Origin of the sequence: Klebsiella sp. DY2415, from assembly GCF_026314315.1 — a bacterium.
Classification (GTDB): Bacteria; Pseudomonadota; Gammaproteobacteria; order Enterobacterales; family Enterobacteriaceae; genus Klebsiella; species Klebsiella ornithinolytica.
The window spans coordinates 5,535,546-5,556,482 of sequence record NZ_CP111115.1 but is presented as its reverse complement, the minus strand read 5'-3'; the positions used below and the strand labels follow the sequence as shown (position 1 = coordinate 5,556,482).

Sequence of the window (20,937 nt, the reverse complement as noted above, 5' to 3'; positions counted from 1 at the left end):
TCTTATTATGCTCGACGCTTAGTGCGCGTCGATAAACACGATTTTCAGCACGAACAGCAGCGAGACGATAATCACGCACGGGCTGAGATCGCGCAGACGACCGGTACCAATCTTCATCACGCAGTAAGAGATAAAGCCTAACGCAATCCCTTCGGTAATCGAGAAGCTGAACGGCATCATCACGGCGGTCACAAAGGCCGGCACCGCTTCCGTCAGGTCGTCCCACTTCACGCGCGACAGGCTGGATGTCATCAGTACGCCCACATAGATCAGCGCACCTGCTGCGGCATACGCCGGCACCATGCCCGCCAGCGGCGACAGGAAGATAACCAGCAGGAACAGAATCCCCACGACCACCGCCGTCAGACCGGTACGCCCGCCCACGGAAACACCGGAGGAGGATTCGATATAGGCGGTCACAGAAGAGGTGCCGATAAAGGAACCGGCCACCGATGAGATACTGTCGACAAACAGCGCCTGTTTCATCCGCGGGAATTTGCCTTTTTCATCGGCCAGACCGGCTTTATCAGTCACGCCGATCAAGGTTCCGGAGGAGTCGAACAGGTTCACCAGCATAAAGGAGAAGATGATACCCGCCAGACCGAGATTAAATGAGCCAGCCAAATCAACATGGCCAATCACCGACGTAATGCTCGGTGGAGCGGAAACAATACCGGTGTAGTGGACATCACCCAGAATCCAGCCCAGCAGCGTCGTGACGATGATGGAAACCAGCACCGCAGCATGAATGTTACGGGAGGCGAGAATAGCGATAATAAAGAAGCCGAGAATCCCCAGCAGCACGCTGTGGGAGGTCAGGTTACCGATGCTCACCAGCGTGTCTTTGTTTGCGACAATCACGCCGGCATTTTTCAGCCCCATCATGCCGATAAACAACCCGATACCGCTGGTGATCCCCACCCGCAGGCTGACGGGAATATTGGCAATCATCCAGTAACGTACGCGGAAAATAGTCAGCAGCAGCAGACCAACGGCGCCCCAGAAGATAGCGCCCATCCCCACCTGCCACGGCAGCCCCATCGCCTGGACGACGACAAAGGCGAAGAAGGCATTCAGCCCCATTGCCGGCGCCAGCGCAACCGGCAGGTTAGCAAACAGCCCCATCAAAATACTACCGAAGGCGGCGATCAGACAGGTCGTCACAAAGACAGCGCTGGTATCCATACCCGCTACGCCAAGAATTTGTGGGTTAACGAAAACAATGTAGACCATTGTCAAAAAGGTGGTGAAACCTGCTATCGCTTCGGTACGTGCCGTCGTGCCGTGTTCACGTAGTTTGAATACGCGCTCCAGCAGACCCTGGCCAGAAGACTGGCTGGTTTGTTGTTGACTCATTATCGGTTTCCGAACAAAAGGAGGGAAAATTCGTCGCTATCCTATACCAAAATGCGACACCGGGGGCAGTTGTATGGTAATTTTTTTCATTGAATTTGCTTATACGGCAACGATTGCGTCTTGTGAATAGGCAGGACGAAAACGTTAACTTGTTAAAATGGAAACGGCATGTCCCAAATAGAAGCCCTGTTTTTCGACTGCGACGGCACGCTGGTCGACAGCGAAGTGATCTGTTCCCGCGCCTATGTTCACATGTTCAAAGCGTTCGGCATTACGCTGGATTTAGACGAGATTTTTAAGCGTTTCAAAGGCGTAAAGCTCTACGAAATCATTGATACCATCAACCAGGAGCACGGCGTTAATCTACAAAAACCAGAGCTCGAACCTCTCTACCGTGCCGAAGTCGCACGCCTGTTTGATTCTGAACTGGAAGCGATTGCCGGAGCGGAAACGCTGCTGGATACGATCAGCGTGCCGATGTGCGTGGTCTCTAACGGCCCGGTCAGTAAAATGCAGCACTCGCTGGGAAGAACCGGCATGTTGCGCCATTTTCCCGACCGACTGTACAGCGGTTACGATATTCAGCGCTGGAAACCCGATCCGGCACTGATGTTCCATGCAGCAAAGGCGATGAACGTTAACGTCGAAAACTGCATTCTGGTGGATGATTCCAGTGCAGGCGCTCAGTCCGGGATTGAGGCAGGAATGGAAGTGTTTTACTTCTGCGCCGATCCGCACAACAAACCGATAGTTCATCCAAAAGTGACGACCTTTACTGATTTGGCACAGCTGCCTGCGCTGTGGAAAGCCCGTGGATGGCATATTACGCGTTAATGAAAAAAGCCGGATAGCGCGAGCGCGTATCCGGCCTCCAGGATCCGGGGTTTTGTCGACCCGGTAAGCGTAGCGCCTGCGGGTATTTTACGGCGGATCACTCTTTCGGATCTTTACCCGCCAGCAGCTTATCCAGCTCGTCGCCGCCAACGTGGCGGAAATCCTGACCTTTGACGAAGTAGAAAATATATTCGCAAATATTCTGGCAGCGGTCGCCGATACGCTCGATTGAACGGGCGCAGAACAGCGCGGTCAGCACGCTTGGAATCGTACGTGAATCTTCCATCATATAGGTCATCAGCTGACGCACGATGCCCTCATATTCCTGATCCACCTTCTTATCTTCGCGATAGATACGCACCGCTTCGTCGAGATCCATGCGAGCGAAGGCATCCAGCACGTCATGCAGCATCTGCACGGTATGACGCCCTAGCGATTCCAGGCTCACCAGCAGCGGCTGGTGCTGCTGGGAGAACTTCTCCAGCGCGGTGCGGCAAATTTTATCCGCCACATCACCGATACGTTCCAGCTCGGCGATAGTCTTGATAATCGCCATGACTAAACGCAGATCGCTGGCGGTTGGCTGACGCTTGGCGATGATGCGCACGCAGGCTTCATCAATGGCCACTTCCATCATGTTGACCTGCTTATCGCCGTCAATCACGCGTTTTGCCAGATCGCTGTCCTGATTGTGCATCGCGGTGATCGCATCAGACAGCTGCTGTTCCACCAGCCCACCCATGGTCAACACCTGAGTGCGGATATACTCCAGTTCTGCATTGAACTGGCCAGAAATATGTTTGTTAAGATTTAGGTTGTCCATGGTGTCTCCTGAATGCCCAACGGGTTAGATCCTGTGAAAGCAGAAGGGCAATCAACCGTAGCGGCCAGTAATATAATCTTCAGTTTGTTTCTTCGCGGGCTTCGTAAACAGATCGTCCGTGTTACTGAATTCAATCAGCTCGCCAAGATACATAAATGCCGTATGGTCTGAACAACGCGCAGCCTGCTGCATGTTGTGGGTAACAATAACGACGGTGTAGTCCTGTTTCAGTTCGGTGATCAGCTCTTCAATGCGCCCGGTGGAGATCGGGTCCAGCGCTGAACACGGTTCATCCAGTAACAGCACTTCCGGACGAATCGCGATACCGCGCGCGATGCACAGACGCTGCTGCTGACCGCCGGAGAGAGAATATCCGCTCTGATGCAGTTTATCTTTGGTTTCGTTCCATAATGCGGCTTTGGTCAAGGCCCACTGCACGCGCTCATCCATATCGGCACGCGACAGCTTTTCAAACAGGCGAACGCCAAAGGCAATATTGTCATAAATCGACATCGGGAACGGCGTCGGCTTCTGGAAAACCATGCCGACTTTGGCACGCAGCAGAGCGATATCCTGAGTATTGGTCAGAATATTATCGCCATCCAGCAGGATTTCGCCTTCCGCGCGCTGCTCCGGGTAGAGCTCGAACATTTTGTTGAACGTCCGCAGCAGGGTCGATTTACCGCAGCCTGACGGGCCGATAAACGCCGTAACCTGGTTTTTGGTGATATCCAGGTTGATATTTTTCAGGGCATGGAATTTTCCGTAGTAGAAGTTCAGGTTACGAACTGAAAGTTTACCCGGGGTCGCATTCGCCATACTCATCAATCTCTTCCTCATTCGGCGCCGCATTTCGCCGCGCCGCAAAAATTAACCGTGTTTATTCTTCGCGAAAACCACGCGCGCCAGAATGTTCAGCAGCAATACGCACAGGGTGATAAGCAGTACCCCGGCCCATGCCAGTTGCTGCCACTCCGCGAACGGACTCATGGCAAATTTGAAAATAGTCACCGGCAGGTTGGCAATCGGCTGCATCATATCGGTGCTCCAGAACTGGTTGGAGAGCGCGGTGAACAGCAGCGGCGCCGTTTCCCCGGCGATACGCGCGATAGCCAGCAGGATCCCCGTCATGATGCCGGACACCGAGGCCTTCAGCGTGATCGCAGAAATCATTTTCCACTTCGGCGTGCCCAGCGCATAGGCCGCCTCACGCAGGCTGTCCGGCACCAGTTTCAGCATATTCTCGGTAGTACGAATCACGATAGGCACCTGCAGCAACGCCAGGGCGATAACCCCAGCCCAGCCGGAAAAGTGCTGCATCTGTGCAACCACGATGGTATAGACGAACAGACCCACGACGATGGATGGCGCGGAAAGCAGAATATCGTTAATAAACCGAATCACTTCCGCCAGCGCGGACTTACGCCCGTATTCCGCCAGATAGATACCCGCCATAATGCCCAGCGGCGTACCGAAAACCGTCGACCACAGGATCAGCAGGCCGCTGCCCGCCAGGGCATTCGCCAGACCACCGCCCGCGGTGTTCGGCGGCGGCGTCATTTCGGTAAACAGCGCCAGACTCATGCCATCGATACCGCGGGTAACGGTGGACATCAGGATCCAGATAAGCCAGAACAACCCGAAGACCATGGTTCCCATTGACAGGGTCAGGGCGATACGGTTTTTCAGCCGGCGTTTAGCCTGCATCTTACGACGGGATTCAGCCAGCTCGGTGCTGGTTTGCAATTCAATCGTGGCCATTAGCGCGCCCCCTCACTCTTCGCCAGACGCATCACCATAAACTTCGATGCGGCCAGAACAATAAAGGTAATCACAAACAGAATCAGCCCCAGCTCCATCAGCGCCGCCACGTGCAGCCCGGTTTCCGCTTCGGCAAACTCATTCGCCAGAGCGGAAGTAATACTGTTCCCCGGCATATACAGTGAAACGCTATCCAGCTGGTAAGTGTTGCCGATAATGAAGGTCACCGCCATGGTTTCCCCCAGCGCGCGCCCCAGACCGAGCATCACGCCGCCGATAACCCCGTTCTTGGTAAAGGGCAGGACGATACGCCAGATGACCTCCCAGGTCGTACAGCCGATACCGTAGGCCGACTCTTTCATCATCACCGGCGTTTGTTCAAACACATCGCGCATGACGGCGGCGATGTACGGAATAATCATGATGGCCAGAATGACGCCCGCCGCCAGAATACCGATACCAAATGCCGGACCGGCAAACAGCGCTCCCACAAACGGGATCGTCGACAGGACGTTGCCTACCGGTTCCTGGAAGTAGGTGGCAAACAGCGGAGCAAAGATAAACAGGCCCCACATGCCGTAAACGATACTCGGAATGGCCGCCAGCAGTTCAATGGCGATGCCAAGAGGACGTTTCAGCCAGGCAGGAGAGAGCTCCGTCAGGAACAGTGCGATACCAAAGCTCACCGGAACGGCGATCAGCAGCGCTATAAATGAGGTCACCAGCGTCCCGTATATCGGCACCAGCGCACCGAAAATTTCGTTGGGCGCATCCCACTCTTTGGTCCACAAAAAGGAAAAACCAAACTTCTGAATGCTTGGCCATGAAGAGATGATGAGGGAAACGATGATGCCGCCCAGCATCAATAGCACAATCAGCGCCGCCAGTTTGACCAGCACGCCGAAAATTATGTCACCCTTTTTCCCCGGAGGGTTAAATGCCGGCTTGGTTGCAGCCATAGATTACTCTTTCTGTTTGGGCCTGGAAGCGCGCATTTTACCGTGCCTCCAGGCTAACGTAATGCTATACCCTAAATAATTCGAGTTGCAGCAAGCGCAGCCAACGCAGCTGCGGCTCGAAGTATGACGGGTATTTAGTACAGCGCTTTACCGCTGCTGTCTTTCACGTTGGTTTTCCATGCAGCACGAACCTGCTCAACCACGCTTTCCGGCAGCGTTGCGTAATCCAGCGCGTTGGCTTCTTTACTGCCATTTTTGTACGCCCAATCGAAGAACTTCAGCACTTCAGCAGTCTGTTCTGGCTTGTTCGTAGCTTTGTGTACCAGGATAAAGGTGGTTGAGGTGATCGGCCATGCATTCTCACCTTTCTGGTTAGTCAGATCCTGTGCGAAGGATTTGCTCCAGTCGATACCTTTAGCCGCGTTAGCGAAGTTATCTTCCGTCGGGCTGACCGGCTTGCCATCTGCGGAAAGCAGTTTGGTGTAAGCCAGGTTGTTCTGCTTCGCATAGGCGTATTCTACGTAGCCAATGGAGCCCGGCAGACGTTGAACGAAAGCGGCGATACCGTCGTTACCTTTACCGCCCAGACCGGTCGGCCAGTTAACGGTAGAACCCGCGCCAATCTTAGATTTCCACTCTTCGTTCACTTTCGCCAGGTAGCTGGTGAACACGAAGGAAGTGCCGGAACCATCGGCGCGACGAACCACGGCGATATTCTGAGACGGCAGCTTCATACCCGGGTTGAGTTTAGCGATCGCTTCGTCATCCCACTTTTTAATTTTGCCCAGGTAGATATCACCCAGAGTTTTTCCGTCCAGAACCAGCTCACCCGACTTCACGCCAGGCAGGTTGATTGCCAGAACCACACCGCCGATAACGGTCGGGAACTGGAACAGGCCTTCCTGAGCCAGTTTGTCATCGGCCAGAGGAGCATCAGAAGCACCGAAATCAACGGTGTTAGCAATAATTTGTTTGACACCACCGGAAGAGCCAATGCCCTGGTAGTTCACTTTATTGCCGGTTTCTTTCTGATAGGTATCAGCCCATTTGGCATACACCGGTGCAGGGAAAGTTGCGCCCGCGCCAGTCAGGCTTGCAGCTGCAAATGCAGAGAAAGCGCTCATCGATAAGGTCGCGGCGACAACTGTTGCGACGGTGGTACGCATAACGTTCATAATGTCTCCTGCTGGATTCGTAAATCGTTGTTTCGAGGCTATGGTGAGCAAAATAGGACAAAGAGGTGACAGTAAAATGTACGAATTATTACAGTTTTATGACACCCAAAAAGATAGCGGACTGGCGAAAATAAAAACAATATAAATCATAATGTTAATTATTTAAGTGACCGTAAGATTGCAGAAAAATTTTCTTTTTATGACACTTAAAATCGTAGTCGAAGATGACGGTTTGTCATAAACCCGCGCAGCAGCATTTTTCAGCAGAGCGCTGAAAAACGATCGCGGGAAATAAAAAAGGGCCGCCGGATGGCAGCCCTTTGTCTGATGCGTGTTGGCTTATTCTACGGTGACCGATTTTGCCAGGTTACGCGGCTGGTCAACGTCAGTGCCTTTAATCAGCGCAACGTGATAGGCCAGCAGCTGCAGTGGCACGGTGTAGAAGATCGGCGCAATGACCTCTTCAACATGCGGCATTTCAATAATGTGCATATTGTCGCTGCTGCTAAAACCCGCCTCGCCATCGGCGAAGACATACAGCTGGCCGCCACGCGCGCGAACTTCTTCAATGTTGGATTTCAGCTTCTCCAGCAATTCGTTATTCGGCGCCACGACGATCACCGGCATTTCGGCGTCAATCAGGGCCAGAGGGCCGTGCTTCAGCTCACCGGCCGCGTACGCTTCCGCGTGGATATAAGAGATCTCTTTGAGCTTCAGCGCCCCTTCCAGCGCGATCGGATACTGATCGCCACGGCCAAGGAACAGCGCATGGTGCTTATCGGAGAAGTTCTCGGCCAGCGCCTCAATACGCTTATCCTGCGACAGCATCTGCTCAATACGGTTCGGCAACGCCTGCAGCCCATGAACGATATCATGCTCAACGGCGGCATCCAGACCTTTAAGGCGCGCCAGTTTTGCCACCAGCAGCAGCAATACGGTCAGCTGAGTGGTAAAGGCTTTGGTCGAGGCCACGCCGATCTCAGTGCCCGCTTTGGTCATCAGAGCCAAATCGGACTCGCGGACCAGAGAAGAACTCGCCACGTTACAAATAGCCAGCGATCCGAGGTAGCCCAGCTCTTTTGACAGACGCAGCGCGGCCAGCGTATCCGCGGTCTCACCGGACTGGGAAAGCGTGATCATCAGACTGTTGCGACGCACCGCCGATTTGCGATAGCGGAATTCAGAGGCGATTTCAACATCGCACGGCACGCCCGCTAGCGCTTCAAACCAGTAGCGAGAAACCATGCCGGAGTTATACGAAGTGCCACAGGCTACGATCTGGATATGTTCAACCTGAGACAGCATTTCGTTAGCATGCGTGCCCAGCTCGCTGAGATCCACTTCGCCATGGCTGATGCGCCCGGAGAGGGTGTTTTTGATCGCATTCGGCTGTTCGTAAATCTCTTTTTGCATGTAGTGGCGGTAAGTGCCTTTGTCGCCTGCGTCGTACTGCAGATTAGATTCGATCTCCTGACGTTTCACCTGCGCGCCTTTGGTATCGAATACGGTCACGTTGCGGCGAGTCACTTCCGCGATATCGCCTTCTTCCAGGAAGATAAAGCGACGGGTAACCGGCAGCAGAGCCAGCTGATCGGAGGCAATAAAGTTTTCCCCCATACCCAGACCGATAACCATCGGGCTACCGGAACGCGCTGCCAGCAGCGTGGACGGATCGCGGGAATCCATGATCACCGTACCGTAGGCACCGCGAAGCTGAGGAATGGCTCGCAGTACCGCTTCACGCAGCGTGCCGCCCTGCTCCAGCTCCCAGTGCACCAGGTGAGCAATCACTTCGGTGTCAGTTTCAGAGACGAAGGTGTAACCGCGCGCTTTCAGCTCTTCGCGCAGCGGCTCGTGGTTTTCGATGATGCCGTTATGGACCACCACAATGTGTTCAGAAACATGCGGATGCGCGTTACCTTCAGACGGCTCACCGTGCGTTGCCCAGCGGGTATGGGCAATCCCCGTACCACCGTGTAACGGGTGTTCTTCTACCGCCTGAGCCAGCATCTGGACTTTACCGAGACGACGAACGCGGGACATATGCCCTGCGTTATCAACCACTGCCAGACCGGCAGAGTCATATCCACGGTATTCCAGACGACGTAGACCTTCGAGAAGGATTTCAGCAATATCACGCTGCGCGACTGCGCCAACAATTCCACACATAGTTAAATTTCCTGATAATGGCGTTATGCCATGCGTTGTCGCTGACCTGTATTTGCCCGCGTTACGGGCGCCCCGAGCCTTGTAGAGAGTGGGGTTATTTTTATGGTACTGCCTGCGGACGGGGACCTATATTGATCCTCTCATCCTGGTTCGCCGGGCGGTTTCCCCCCGGCGATAAGCCAAAAATTACTTCTTCTTCACCGGACGCTGCCAGCCCTGTTTATGGACCTGCGGCACACGGCTTAAAACCAGTTCGTTGTCGGCGATATCGCGCGTGACCGTCGTACCGGCGGCAATCGTGACGCCTTTACCCACGGTCACCGGCGCCACCAGCTGAGTGTCGGAACCGACAAACACATCATCGCCGATAATGGTTTTGAATTTATTTGCGCCATCGTAGTTACAGGTAATGGTACCGGCGCCGATGTTCACGTTGTCGCCGATTTCCGCGTCGCCGAGGTAGGAGAGATGCCCTGCCTTCGAACCTTTACCTAGTCGCGCTTTTTTCATTTCTACGAAGTTGCCGACATGCGCACCTTCCAGCAGTTCGGCGCCTGGCCGCAGACGTGCGAACGGCCCGATGGTGCAGGCGGCCTGCAGATGAGCATCTTCCACCACCGAGTACGGGCTGATCTCACAATCATCGCCAATGGTGCTGTTCTTGATCACGCAGCCGGCGCCGATCTTCACGCGCTCACCCAGAACCACGTTGCCTTCGAGGATAACGTTAGTATCAATCTCCACATCACGCCCATGTTTCAGGGTACCACGGAGATCAAAACGCGCAGGATCGCGCAGCATCACGCCCGCCAGCAGCAGTTTTTCCGCCTGCTCGGCTTGATAAACGCGCTCCAGACGCGACAGCTGCAGGCGGTTGTTTACCCCTTCAACTTCGCTTAAGCGCTGCGGATGAACGGCAACGATTTCACGCCCTTCCTGATACGCCATGGCGATAATATCGGTGATGTAGTATTCGCCCTGCACATTGTTGTTCGTCAGCTTCGCCAGCCAGCGTTTTAAATCCGCCCCACCAGCGATCAAAATACCGGTGTTAATTTCCTGAATCTGACGCTGCGCATCGCTGGCATCTTTATGCTCCACGATGCCGGTTACCTGACCGTTTTCACGCGTAATGCGACCATATCCGCTCGGATCGTCCAGCTTTACCGTCAGCAGGCCAATGCCGCCCTGCGGCTTCGCCGCGCGCAGGCGTTGTAGCGTATCAACGGAAATCAGCGGAACATCGCCGTACAGCATCATGATGTCTTCATCATCATGGAAGAACGGCGCCGCCTGTTGCATGGCATGGCCGGTACCGAGCTGTTCAGCTTGTAAGACCCAGTTAAGATTATCTTCATGCAGCGTCTGGCGCAGCAAATCGCCACCGTGCCCGTACACCAGATGTACGGCCGAAGCACCGAGATCTTTAGTCGCATCAATAACATGTTGCACCATTGGCTTCCCGGCCAGGGAGTGCAGCACCTTAGGAAGATCGGAATACATGCGGGTCCCTTTGCCTGCGGCAAGGATAACCACGCTCATCGCACTGTTTGACATACGCATCCTGACAACAATTAGAACGAAAAGTAAAAGCCTTTCACGTTGAAATATCTACATATTTTTCATCATGAAACGAGACGAGGATAAAACGCTCAGGCTCAACGATATACACCATTTTATGGTGCTATTTTTCACCGCTGTAAATGAGTTTATCTCCTGAAAAAGCGCATAAGGGAGATAAATCCCTGCTATCCCACTGCTTTTCCTGTTTTTTTGACACCTGAATAAAGCAAATCAATAAAATAAAACATAGTTTCAATATTCATTAATTGTGACGTGTCAAATAGAAACGCCATTTCATTATTATGATAATACTGCTCAATAATTACCCAGGAGACAAAAATGAATAAAAAAATACCTTTGGCATTAGCCCTTTGCAGCACAATTATCGCATTACCGCTGCAGGCTGACGAGCAGCATGTCTGGCGAGGCATCGCTTTTGGTCAATCAACTGACGTGAATTTTTCCTCCAACGTGCTGCCGGAAAAGATCGGCGTTAACGACGTAACGATAGCAGGCAAAAAACTGGCTCCGCAGGATACTGCCAACCTCCAGGCCCCCATCACCATTGAGAGCCGCGGCGGAAAAATAGCTAATTCGCACGACGGTTTGACCTTCTTTTATACCGAACTACCGGCCCGACAGAATTTCATCCTGCAGGCCACGGTGACGGTGGATCAATTTGGTCCAGAAAATGGCGCCCTTCCGGCTGCACAGGAGGGCGCCGGGCTGCTGGTACGCGATATCATCGGCCATCCGCGGCAGCAGCCTTTGGTGGTTGGCTACGAAGAGTTTCCGGCGGCATCCAATATGGTCATGAACGCGATTATGACCCAAGATAAAAAAGATCGCTCGCACGTCAAACTCCAGGCCATCACCCGGGAAGGGATCGCGCAACCGTGGGGAAACGCAGGTTCGACTATCAACCGGCTGAGTTATAAAGAGAATATCGATCTTAAACAGACACCGGACTTCCAGCTCAGACTCGAACGAACCAACGAAGGATTTGTAACATCATGGGCGCCAGTCGGCAGCGATAAGTGGGTGAGCCAAAAAGTGCCTCATGCCGATCTGATCACCCAACAGGATAAAGATAGCTACTACGTTGGCTTTTTTGCCTCTCGTAACGCCAAAATCACCGTCAGCCATGCATCTCTGGTGACATCCCCGGCGAATACCGTTGCTTCACAGCCCTATGTTGCCAAAACCTGGCCGGTCGTGATGCAAATCGCCTCAGGCGCAGTAAGCCAGAGCGCAGATTACGTATTGCAGGCCCGGGCCAGTAGCGACGGTAACTTCACGGTTCGTCAGGATGAGGTGACGATTGGGATGAATAAAAAGGTCAAGGCCGGTGAGATGTTTACTCAACCCGCGACGCTCAAAGAGAAAAGTACCTTTGAGATTGTTTTTACACCCACCAGCAGCCAAAAACCCATCACACAAAGCCTGACGGTTGAACGCAGCCACCGCATTGAAGGGAGTACGCTACATGTCTCCCCTGAGGGGCTGTCTGACGCGAAAGGGACGCTTGATTCTCCGCTCGATCTCTCCACCGCGGTCGATTTGTTGCCTCCGGGCGTAAAGATTATCTTAGCCGCCGGGGATTATCCGCAAACGGTGATTCCGCTACAGGCCAGCGGGCTCAGAGAAAAGGTAAAAACGCTGCAGGCCGACGACAAGGCGGTTATTCATGGCCTGCTGCTGGATGCAAGCTACTGGCATATCAAGGGTATCTCAATAACAGACAAGAGCCTGCGCATACAGGGCAGCCATAACCTGATCGAGAACGTCACCGCCTACAAAAACGAGGATACCGGGATCCAGATCTCCTCCCCGGACAAAACCGATCGCCCGCTATGGGCCAGCTACAACCGGGTCGTGAACTCAGAATCCTACGGCAATGAGGATCCCGGTAAGATTAACGCCGATGGTTTCGCCGTAAAAATGCGGGTAGGGGAAGGTAATCGCCTGGAAGGCTGCTACTCACACGACAATATCGATGACGGATTCGACCTGTTTAACAAAATCGAAGACGGTGCCAATGGCGTTGTGGTGATCGAGAATTCAATTGCCCGCAATAACACCAGTAACGGTTTTAAACTCGGTGGGGAAGGGCAGCCGGTTGCCCACGAAATACGTAACAGCATTGCTATCGGTAACCATCTGGACGGGTTCACTGATAATTTCAATCCCGGCAAGCTGGTGGTGGTCAATAACGTCGCGGTAGATAACCAGCGCTTTAACTATCTCTTCCGCCCCAGCCCATACGGTAAGCCAGAGACTCAAGGCAACTTCAGCGACAATCTGTCGCTGCGCAGCCAGCCCGGAAAATATGATGATGCCGTTGTCGGGAATATTGAAGATAACAACTACTTTATTCGCGGGGGAAAAAGCGTCAATGCAGAGGGGAAAACCATTCTGAGCACCGATTATCAAACCCTGGCGCTACCGGATCCGCTGCTGCGTCATGCCGATGGCAGTTTTGCTACCGGAGACTTTCTCAACCGTAGATAGCAATATCCGGCTGAGAAAAACACAAAGGCCGCCCTCGGGCGACCTTTTTTGTTCTGCTTCGCACCGCAGGTGTTGTCGTTTTCGTTAGCGGTACAGCGCAAATGCAGAGAGGCTGGCGACTTAGTGATTGAAGGTACCGAAAGTGACGTTCATAGCACTGAAGAAAGCGATGATTTTGTTAAGCAGTTTCATGATGACTTCCTGGATAAAGAATGTGTTCTGGTAAATTTGTTTTGTGATTTACATCACAAAAACAAGTCTACGCTTCATTTTTTAACCGATCAACAAAAATGAGACGCTCATCACAAAAAATTAAAATGCCATTTTAGTTTTGATAAATTTGAAACGAAGCCATAAAAAAAGCCAGCCTGGAAACCAGACTGGCTTTTTAACTTTCAAGCCGGTGTTACATCGCTTTTTTGGTCAACTCGATAACGCGCAGTTTGGCGATCGCTTTGGCCAGTTCCGCGGACGCCTGAGCGTAATCCACGTCGCCGTGAGAGCTGTTAATGTGCTCTTCCGCTTTACGCTTCGATTCCAGGGCTCGCGCTTCGTCGAGATCCTGGCCACGAATTGCCGTATCAGCCAGAACGGTCACGCTACCAGGCTGCACTTCAAGAATGCCGCCAGACAGATAGATAAACTCTTCATGACCGTGCTGTTTAACGATGCGAATCATACCAGGCTTAATGGCGGTGAGCAGCGGTGCGTGACCCGGGTAAATACCCAGTTCACCTTCACTACCCGTTACCTGGATTTTTTCGACCAGACCGGAGAACATTTGCTGCTCCGCGCTGACGACGTCCAGGTGGTAAGTCATTGCCATATCACCCTCCGATTAAGGCGTTAAAGTTTTTTGGCTTTTTCCACGGCTTCGTCGATAGAACCGACCATGTAGAACGCCTGCTCTGGCAGGTGATCGTATTCGCCTTCCATGATGCCTTTAAAGCCACGGATGGTGTCTTTCAGGGAGACATACTTGCCCGGAGAACCGGTAAATACTTCTGCCACGAAGAACGGCTGGGACAGGAAGCGCTGAATCTTACGTGCGCGAGCTACCACCAGTTTGTCTTCTTCAGACAGTTCATCCATACCGAGGATGGCGATGATGTCTTTCAGTTCCTGATAACGTTGCAGCAGGGACTGTACGCCACGTGCGGTGTCGTAGTGCTCCTGACCCACAACCAGCGGATCCAGCTGACGGCTGGTGGAGTCCAGCGGGTCAACGGCCGGGTAGATACCCAGAGACGCGATCTGACGGCTCAGTACCACGGTTGCATCAAGGTGAGCAAAGGTGGTGGCTGGTGACGGGTCAGTCAAGTCATCCGCAGGGACGTATACGGCCTGTACGGAAGTGATAGAACCGGTTTTGGTGGAGGTGATACGTTCCTGCAGAACACCCATCTCTTCCGCCAGGGTCGGCTGATAACCTACCGCTGAAGGCATACGACCCAGCAGTGCGGATACTTCAGTACCGGCCAGGGTATAACGATAGATGTTATCGACGAACAGCAGAACGTCACGACCTTCGTCACGGAATTTCTCAGCCATGGTCAGGCCGGTCAGAGCAACGCGCAGACGGTTTCCCGGCGGCTCGTTCATCTGGCCATAAACCAGGGATACTTTATCCAGAACGTTGGAGTCGGTCATTTCGTGGTAGAAGTCGTTACCCTCACGAGTACGTTCACCTACGCCCGCAAACACGGAGTAACCGGAGTGCTCGATCGCGATGTTACGGATCAGCTCCATCATGTTTACGGTTTTACCTACACCCGCACCACCGAACAGACCAACTTTACCGCCCTTAGCGAACGGACACATCAGGTCGATAACTTTGATGCCGGTTTCCAGCAGTTCCTGAGAGCTGGACAGCTCTTCATAGGACGGAGCTGCACGGTGAATAGCCCAACGCTCTTCTTCGCCGATGTCGCCTTTCATATCGATTGGCTGACCCAGCACGTTCATGATACGACCCAGCGTTGCTTTACCAACCGGGACTTCGATCGGGTGCTCAAGGTCTTTAACTTCCAGACCACGACGCAGACCGTCGGAAGAACCCATGGCGATAGCACGTACGATACCACCGCCGAGCTGCTGCTGAACTTCCAGCACCAGGCTCTCATTACCATTCTGTACCTCAAGAGCATCGTACACGCGCGGTACGGCATCCTGAGGGAATTCGACGTCAACCACGGCGCCGATTACCTGGACAATTTTTCCAGTAGCCATCTTGAATCCTCTACGAATTAACCTGGTTATACCGCGGATGCACCACCGACGATCTCGGTGAGTTCCTGAGTAATGCTGGCCTGACGAGCTTTGTTGTATACCAACTGCAGCTCTTTAATCAGGCTGCCGCCATTATCGGTTGCGGCTTTCATCGCCACCATACGTGCGGCCTGCTCGCTGGCCAGGTTTTCTACCACGCCCTGATAAACCTGGGACTCGACATAACGACGCAGGAGGGTATCCAGCAGCGCTTTCGGGTCTGGCTCATACAGATAATCCCAGGATTTACGCTTCAGCTCAGCATCTTCTGATGCCGGTAACGGCAGCAGCTGAGTGATGGTCGGAGTCTGGGACATGGTATTAATAAATTTGTTGCTGACAACGTACAGCTTGTCCAGACGGCCTTCATCATAGGCCTGCAACATCACTTTTACCGGGCCGATCAGTTCGGACAGCGATGGGTTATCCCCCATGCCAGTCACCTGGGCGACAATATTGCCACCGACGGAACTAAAGAAAGATACGCCTTTAGAGCCGATCATTGCGATGTCGCACTGAACGCCTTTATCGGACCATACTTTCATATCTGCCAGCACTTTCTTGAACAGGTTAATGTTCAAGCCGCCGCACAGACCACGGTCGGTCGACACCACCAGGTAGCCCACGCGTTTAACGTCGCGTTCTTCCAGGTACGGGTGCTTATATTCCAGATTACCGTTTGCAAGGTGACCAATCACTTTGCGCATAGTATCTGCATAAGGACGGCTGGCCGCCATGCGCTCCTGCGATTTACGCATTTTGGAAGCGGCGACCATTTCCATCGCTTTAGTGATCTTTTGCGTGTTCTGGACGCTTGCGATCTTACTACGTATCTCTTTTGCGCCGGCCATGAACTTCTCCTCAATGCCTTGCGGCCTGCCCTAAGGCAAGCCGCCAGACTTTACCAGGACTGGGTTGCTTTAAAGGAGTCGAGGATGCTTTTCAGCTTGCCTTCGATCTCGTCGTTATAGCCACCGGTCTGGTTAATCTCTTGCATCAGCGGAGCGTGGTCACGGTCAACGTAAGCCAGCAGAGCGGCTTCGAAGCTACCGATTTTCGCCAGTTCCACATCTTCGAGGTAACCGCGTTCAGCAGCAAACAGGACCAGACCCTGCTGTGCTACAGACATAGGTGCATACTGTTTCTGTTTCAGCAGCTCGGTTACTTTCTGACCATGGCTCAGCTGTTTACGGGTTGCTTCATCCAGATCGGATGCGAACTGAGAGAACGCAGCCAGTTCACGATACTGTGCCAGCGCGGTACGGATACCACCGGACAGTTTCTTGATGATCTTGGTCTGAGCAGCACCACCCACACGGGATACGGAGATACCCGGGTTAACCGCAGGACGAATACCGGAGTTAAACAGGTTGGTTTCCAGGAAGATCTGACCATCGGTAATGGAGATTACGTTGGTCGGAACGAACGCAGAAACGTCACCCGCCTGGGTTTCGATAATCGGCAGTGCGGTCAGGGAGCCGGTTTTACCTTTAACTTCACCTTTGGTGAATTTCTCAACGTATTCCGCGTTAACGCGGGATGCGCGCTCCAGCAGACGGGAGTGGAGGTAGAACACGTCGCCCGGGAATGCTTCACGTCCTGGCGGACGACGGAGCAGCAGGGAAACCTGACGGTAAGCAACAGCCTGTTTAGACAGGTCATCGTAAACGATCAGCGCATCTTCACCGCGATCGCGGAAGTATTCGCCCATTGCGCAACCGGCATACGGTGCCAGGTATTGCAGTGCAGCAGATTCAGAAGCGGTCGCCACAACAACGATAGTGTTGGACAGCGCGCCGTGCTCTTCCAGTTTACGTACCACGTTAGAAATGGTGGACGCTTTCTGGCCGATAGCAACGTAGACGCACTTGATACCGGAATCACGTTGGTTGATGATCGCATCGATTGCCATCGCGGTTTTACCGGTCTGACGGTCACCGATGATCAGCTCACGCTGGCCACGGCCGATTGGAATCATGGCATCGACGGATTTATAACCGGTTTGTACCGGCTGATCGACGGACTGACGTTCGATAACGCCCGGAGCGATAACTTCGATTGGCGAGAAGCCATCGTGCTCAACCGGACCTTTACCGTCGATAGGTGCACCCAGGGTGTTCACCACGCGACCCAGCAGGCCACGGCCAACCGGAACTTCAAGGATACGGCCAGTACATTTAACCTTCATGCCTTCGGCGAGGTCAGCGTACGGACCCATGACTACTGCACCTACGGAGTCGCGCTCCAGGTTCAGTGCGATAGCGTAACGGTTACCCGGCAGGGAAATCATCTCACCCTGCATACAATCGGCCAGGCCGTGGATGCGGATAACACCGTCACTGACGGAAACAATAGTACCTTCGTTGTGAGCTTCGCTCACCACATTGAACTGAGCAATGCGCTGCTTGATCAGTTCGCTGATTTCGGTGGAATTCAGTTGCATGCTCCAGTCCCCTTAAGACTGCAAGACGTCTGCAAGGCGATCAAGACGGCCGCGTACGCTACCATCAATGACCATATCACCCGCACGGATGATAACACCTGCCATAACAGACTTATCGATTTTGCAATTCAGCTTAACTTTGCGTGACAGACGTTTTTCCATCGCGCCGACGATCTTCTCAAGCTGTGCTTCACTCAACTGGGAGGCAGAAATAACATCTACCTCTGCGGTTGCCTCACTGGCAGCGCGCAGGTGAATAAATTGCTCAAGAACATCCGGGAGCACTTGCAGACGACCATTTTCAGCCATAACCCGAATCAGGTTCTGGCCATTTTCGTCCAGTTGCTCACCGCATACCGCAATGAACGCGTCAGAGAGCGTTTCCGGCGCCAGAGCACCGGACAGAAGCTCTGCCATTTGTTCGTTTTTGGTCACTTCAGCGGCAAACGCCAGCATATCCTGCCAGCGTTCAACACTTTTGTGTTCGACGGCAAAGTCAAAAGCTGCTTTGGCGTAGGGGCGAGCTACCGTTACAAATTCAGACATCAGCCCCTCCCTCCTTACAGTTCAGCGACAAGTTTGTCCACGATGTCGCTGTTAGCAGCTTCATCCACGGAACGTTCGATGATCTTCTCGGCGCCAGCAACAGCCAGGATTGCGACCTGCTTACGCAGCTCCTCGCGAGCACGTTTACGTTCGGCATCGATTTCAGCCTGCGCCTGTGCGACGATTTTGGTGCGTTCCTGTTCTGCTTCAGCTTTAGCTTCGTCCAGCATCTGAGAGCGACGCTTGTTCGCCTGCTCGATGATGACCTGAGCTTCCGCTTTCGCTTTTTTCAGCTGGTCGGTCGCGTTGGCCTGTGCAAGGTCCAAATCTTTCTTAGCGCGTTCTGCAGAAGCCAAACCGTCAGAAATCTCTTTCTGACGTTTTTCGATGGCAGCCATTAACGGCGGCCATACGTACTTCATGCAGAACCATACGAAAAGAACAAACGCGATGGCCTGGCCGAGGATTGTTGCGTTCATGTTCACAGCACAATACCTCTTAAATTAACTCTGTGGCTTAGGTTTCTTTCGAACAACTTACTACGCGACAGCAAACATCACGTACAGACCCAGACCTACAGCGATCATCGGGATAGCATCCACCAGACCCATAACGATAAAGAACTGAGTACGCAGCAGAGGAATCAGATCCGGTTGACGCGCTGCGCCTTCCAGGAATTTGCCCCCGAGGATGCCGATACCGATCGCAGCACCGATCGCCGCCAGACCCATCATCACAGCGGCAGCCATGTACAGCAGATCCATATTCAGGTTTTCCATGACAGTCTCCAGTTTGTTTCAGTAAAAACGTAGTATGTTGGTAAAAATCAATGCTCTTCAGATGCCATCGACAGATAGACGATCGTCAGAACCATGAAGATGAAGGCTTGCAGCGTAATAATCAGGATGTGGAAAATGGCCCATGGCACATTCAGAACCCACTGTGACCACCACGGCAGCAGACCAGCAATCAGAATGAAAATCAGCTCACCGGCATACATGTTGCCGAACAGTCGCAGACCAAGTGAAACCGGTTTGGACAGCAGGCTTACCCCTTCAAGGATTAAGTTGACAGGAATGAACGCCCAGTGATTGAACGGCTGCAGAGTCAGTTCTTTAACGAACCCACCCACGCCTTTCATTTTGATGCTGTAGAAAAGAATCAGGATAAACACGCCAAGCGCCATCGACAGGGTGATGTTCACGTCAGCAGACGGAACCACGCGCAGTGCAGGCAGGCCGAAAATGTGTTCGCCGATATACGGAATCAGGTCGATTGGCAGCAGGTCCATCAGGTTCATCAGGAATACCCAGACGAACACGGTGAGGGCCAGCGGAGCAATCAGCTTGCTCTTGCCATGATACATGTCTTTGACGCTGCCATGGACGAAGCCAATGGTCATTTCGATAGCCGTCTGGAGTTTACCAGGAACACCGCTGGTCGCTTTTTTCGCAACGCTACGGAAAATGGTAAGGAACAACAGACCGAGCACCACTGAGAAGAACATGGAGTCAATGTTGAGCGTCCAGAAGGTGGCCGGGGGGTTGTGCGGATCCACCAGCGAGAAAGTACGCAGGTCCAGCTGAAGGTTGTTCAGATGGTGGCCTATGTATTCCTGCGGCGTCATATTTTCTGCAGCCATGATGCCTTTTACCCTTTGTTGTTAATTACAGCTGGTGCCAGAATTTGTACCACCAGCACCAAAACCCACGTCACTATCAGCGGCATGAATACCACTTTGAATACGGCCAGCGCCACCGCGAGGAGGGCAAAGGTCAGCAACACCTTGAAAGCTTCGCCGAAGGCGAAGGTCCAGGCCACTCGGCCTTTAGATGGTGTATGCGCCTGATGACGCCAGGCAAAAATCATAAACAACATGTTTGGCAAAACAACCGCCAAACCTCCGCATACTGCGGAGACGCCCCAGAAGGGGTCTTTTAGGCTGAACAGCAGTCCACTTGCTATTACTGCCAGTAACTGAATAAACAGAAGCTTACGAGCAACGTTTCGACTCAAGAGCGACACAGACATCACGTTTTTACTCCTGCTCCCTTCGAGGTATGTCGCGTGTCGTATAAAACGTCCTTTAAGACGAAGAGTCAAGCATCAAAAAGCGGACAAATTATACGGTGACGCCCCGTGATTTCAAACAATAAGTAGCAAAATAGTGAATAAATGTTTAATTATTTTCCAGCAGGCAACTTTTCCTGCATTTTGCCAATCTGTGAGCCGTCATACGAAACTGCAAATACTGAGAAAACACAGAGATTAAAGCGTGCACCAGATCACATATTAAACATTTTAGAGTAAAGCGAATTAATTCCGCTCATAAATTGTCTGTTTTCATCTTTTTGATATTAAAGATAAAAAATGAGCAGTTTTTATAAAACAACCGCGCATACAATGAAAACCTTTTATTGACATTTATAATAAATATTTAACATCCGTATGCCCTGTCAGTTGCTCGATTTTTAGCGTACTGATATTTTCAATGTTGACTATTTTATGGGTTAACCAACCGTTAAAGTT

General features: G+C 52.6%; 19 protein-coding genes. 2 read left to right on the top strand and 17 right to left on the bottom strand.

The features are described 5' to 3' along the window. Window positions 1–18: 18 nt before the first annotated feature. Window positions 19–1,356 carry an NCS2 family permease gene (locus OQV00_RS26265; RefSeq protein ID WP_004869195.1) on the bottom strand — a complete coding sequence of 446 codons (1,338 nt, stop codon included), beginning with the start codon at window positions 1,354–1,356 and terminating at the stop codon, window positions 19–21. Window positions 1,357–1,524: 168 nt separating this feature from the next. Here OQV00_RS26265 and yieH point away from each other — a divergent pair, with 168 nt between their 5' ends. Then, a complete protein-coding gene (gene yieH / locus OQV00_RS26260) occupies window positions 1,525–2,190 on the top strand; it encodes a 6-phosphogluconate phosphatase (RefSeq protein WP_004869197.1) in 666 nt (221 codons plus the stop codon). Window positions 2,191–2,287: 97 nt separating this feature from the next. On the opposite strand, the gene phoU is transcribed toward yieH, so the two are convergent. The 7 genes from phoU to glmU form a co-directional block, all read right to left on the bottom strand. Continuing rightward, window positions 2,288–3,013, bottom strand: coding sequence for a phosphate signaling complex protein PhoU (phoU, locus tag OQV00_RS26255; protein ID WP_004869199.1), 726 nt, complete (start codon window positions 3,011–3,013; stop codon window positions 2,288–2,290). 51 nt (window positions 3,014–3,064) lie between these two features. Further along, window positions 3,065–3,838 carry a phosphate ABC transporter ATP-binding protein PstB gene (gene pstB / locus OQV00_RS26250; protein WP_004869200.1) on the bottom strand — a complete coding sequence of 258 codons (774 nt, stop codon included), beginning with the start codon at window positions 3,836–3,838 and terminating at the stop codon, window positions 3,065–3,067. Window positions 3,839–3,883: 45 nt separating this feature from the next. Continuing rightward, window positions 3,884–4,774: a phosphate ABC transporter permease PstA gene (gene pstA, locus OQV00_RS26245; RefSeq protein WP_004869202.1), complete on the bottom strand. Its 891-nt coding sequence runs from the start codon at window positions 4,772–4,774 to the stop codon at window positions 3,884–3,886. Further along, window positions 4,774–5,733, bottom strand: coding sequence for a phosphate ABC transporter permease PstC (pstC, locus tag OQV00_RS26240; RefSeq protein ID WP_004869204.1), 960 nt, complete (start codon window positions 5,731–5,733; stop codon window positions 4,774–4,776). Before pstC ends, pstA begins: the two co-directional genes overlap by 1 nt. A gap of 134 nt (window positions 5,734–5,867) precedes the next feature. Next, complete coding sequence (pstS, locus tag OQV00_RS26235; RefSeq protein WP_004869206.1) at window positions 5,868–6,908, bottom strand: phosphate ABC transporter substrate-binding protein PstS; 1,041 nt, start codon at window positions 6,906–6,908, stop codon at window positions 5,868–5,870. A gap of 339 nt (window positions 6,909–7,247) precedes the next feature. Then, on the bottom strand, window positions 7,248–9,077 hold the full coding sequence (gene glmS, locus OQV00_RS26230) for a glutamine--fructose-6-phosphate transaminase (isomerizing) (protein WP_004869213.1): 1,830 nt from the start codon (window positions 9,075–9,077) through the stop codon (window positions 7,248–7,250). A gap of 186 nt (window positions 9,078–9,263) precedes the next feature. Continuing rightward, window positions 9,264–10,634 carry a bifunctional UDP-N-acetylglucosamine diphosphorylase/glucosamine-1-phosphate N-acetyltransferase GlmU gene (gene glmU, locus OQV00_RS26225; protein ID WP_004869214.1) on the bottom strand — a complete coding sequence of 457 codons (1,371 nt, stop codon included), beginning with the start codon at window positions 10,632–10,634 and terminating at the stop codon, window positions 9,264–9,266. Window positions 10,635–10,979: 345 nt separating this feature from the next. On the opposite strand from glmU, the gene OQV00_RS26220 reads away from it, so the two are divergent. Next, window positions 10,980–13,151, top strand: coding sequence for a right-handed parallel beta-helix repeat-containing protein (locus OQV00_RS26220; RefSeq protein WP_266279642.1), 2,172 nt, complete (start codon window positions 10,980–10,982; stop codon window positions 13,149–13,151). Window positions 13,152–13,557: 406 nt separating this feature from the next. Here OQV00_RS26220 and OQV00_RS26215 read toward each other — a convergent pair whose 3' ends face one another. Genes OQV00_RS26215 through atpI form a run of 9 tightly spaced genes read right to left on the bottom strand, consistent with a single transcriptional unit; the run spans window position 13,558 to window position 20,439 of the window. Then, window positions 13,558–13,977 carry a F0F1 ATP synthase subunit epsilon gene (locus OQV00_RS26215; RefSeq protein WP_004869216.1) on the bottom strand — a complete coding sequence of 140 codons (420 nt, stop codon included), beginning with the start codon at window positions 13,975–13,977 and terminating at the stop codon, window positions 13,558–13,560. A gap of 20 nt (window positions 13,978–13,997) precedes the next feature. Next, window positions 13,998–15,380, bottom strand: coding sequence for a F0F1 ATP synthase subunit beta (atpD, locus tag OQV00_RS26210; RefSeq protein WP_004869217.1), 1,383 nt, complete (start codon window positions 15,378–15,380; stop codon window positions 13,998–14,000). A 26-nt stretch (window positions 15,381–15,406) separates the two neighbouring features. Beyond that, on the bottom strand, window positions 15,407–16,270 hold the full coding sequence (gene atpG / locus OQV00_RS26205; RefSeq protein ID WP_004869218.1) for a F0F1 ATP synthase subunit gamma: 864 nt from the start codon (window positions 16,268–16,270) through the stop codon (window positions 15,407–15,409). 50 nt (window positions 16,271–16,320) lie between these two features. After that, complete coding sequence (atpA, locus tag OQV00_RS26200) at window positions 16,321–17,862, bottom strand: F0F1 ATP synthase subunit alpha (protein WP_004869219.1); 1,542 nt, start codon at window positions 17,860–17,862, stop codon at window positions 16,321–16,323. Between the two features lie 12 nt (window positions 17,863–17,874). Next, window positions 17,875–18,408, bottom strand: a complete 534-nt coding sequence (atpH, locus tag OQV00_RS26195; protein WP_004869220.1) for a F0F1 ATP synthase subunit delta — start codon at window positions 18,406–18,408, stop codon at window positions 17,875–17,877. Window positions 18,409–18,422: 14 nt separating this feature from the next. Next, on the bottom strand, window positions 18,423–18,893 hold the full coding sequence (gene atpF / locus OQV00_RS26190; protein WP_004869221.1) for a F0F1 ATP synthase subunit B: 471 nt from the start codon (window positions 18,891–18,893) through the stop codon (window positions 18,423–18,425). A 54-nt stretch (window positions 18,894–18,947) separates the two neighbouring features. Beyond that, window positions 18,948–19,187: a F0F1 ATP synthase subunit C gene (gene atpE / locus OQV00_RS26185; RefSeq protein WP_000429386.1), complete on the bottom strand. Its 240-nt coding sequence runs from the start codon at window positions 19,185–19,187 to the stop codon at window positions 18,948–18,950. A gap of 47 nt (window positions 19,188–19,234) precedes the next feature. Beyond that, window positions 19,235–20,050, bottom strand: a complete 816-nt coding sequence (gene atpB, locus OQV00_RS26180; protein ID WP_004869223.1) for a F0F1 ATP synthase subunit A — start codon at window positions 20,048–20,050, stop codon at window positions 19,235–19,237. Window positions 20,051–20,058: 8 nt separating this feature from the next. After that, entirely contained in the window at window positions 20,059–20,439 is a 381-nt protein-coding gene (gene atpI, locus OQV00_RS26175) for a F0F1 ATP synthase subunit I (RefSeq protein ID WP_004869225.1), read from the bottom strand. Window positions 20,440–20,937: the final 498 nt, after the last annotated feature.

Coding starts and splice junctions, on each gene's coding strand:
- OQV00_RS26265 (WP_004869195.1), bottom strand. CDS start 1,356: ATGAGTCAACAACAAACCAGCCAGTCTTCTGGCCAGGGTCTGCTGGAG.
- yieH (WP_004869197.1), top strand. CDS start 1,525: ATGTCCCAAATAGAAGCCCTGTTTTTCGACTGCGACGGCACGCTGGTC.
- phoU (WP_004869199.1), bottom strand. CDS start 3,013: ATGGACAACCTAAATCTTAACAAACATATTTCTGGCCAGTTCAATGCA.
- pstB (WP_004869200.1), bottom strand. CDS start 3,838: ATGAGTATGGCGAATGCGACCCCGGGTAAACTTTCAGTTCGTAACCTG.
- pstA (WP_004869202.1), bottom strand. CDS start 4,774: ATGGCCACGATTGAATTGCAAACCAGCACCGAGCTGGCTGAATCCCGT.
- pstC (WP_004869204.1), bottom strand. CDS start 5,733: ATGGCTGCAACCAAGCCGGCATTTAACCCTCCGGGGAAAAAGGGTGAC.
- pstS (WP_004869206.1), bottom strand. CDS start 6,908: ATGAACGTTATGCGTACCACCGTCGCAACAGTTGTCGCCGCGACCTTA.
- glmS (WP_004869213.1), bottom strand. CDS start 9,077: ATGTGTGGAATTGTTGGCGCAGTCGCGCAGCGTGATATTGCTGAAATC.
- glmU (WP_004869214.1), bottom strand. CDS start 10,634: ATGTCAAACAGTGCGATGAGCGTGGTTATCCTTGCCGCAGGCAAAGGG.
- OQV00_RS26220 (WP_266279642.1), top strand. CDS start 10,980: ATGAATAAAAAAATACCTTTGGCATTAGCCCTTTGCAGCACAATTATC.
- OQV00_RS26215 (WP_004869216.1), bottom strand. CDS start 13,977: ATGGCAATGACTTACCACCTGGACGTCGTCAGCGCGGAGCAGCAAATG.
- atpD (WP_004869217.1), bottom strand. CDS start 15,380: ATGGCTACTGGAAAAATTGTCCAGGTAATCGGCGCCGTGGTTGACGTC.
- atpG (WP_004869218.1), bottom strand. CDS start 16,270: ATGGCCGGCGCAAAAGAGATACGTAGTAAGATCGCAAGCGTCCAGAAC.
- atpA (WP_004869219.1), bottom strand. CDS start 17,862: ATGCAACTGAATTCCACCGAAATCAGCGAACTGATCAAGCAGCGCATT.
- atpH (WP_004869220.1), bottom strand. CDS start 18,408: ATGTCTGAATTTGTAACGGTAGCTCGCCCCTACGCCAAAGCAGCTTTT.
- atpE (WP_000429386.1), bottom strand. CDS start 19,187: ATGGAAAACCTGAATATGGATCTGCTGTACATGGCTGCCGCTGTGATG.
- atpB (WP_004869223.1), bottom strand. CDS start 20,050: ATGGCTGCAGAAAATATGACGCCGCAGGAATACATAGGCCACCATCTG.
- atpI (WP_004869225.1), bottom strand. CDS start 20,439: ATGTCTGTGTCGCTCTTGAGTCGAAACGTTGCTCGTAAGCTTCTGTTT.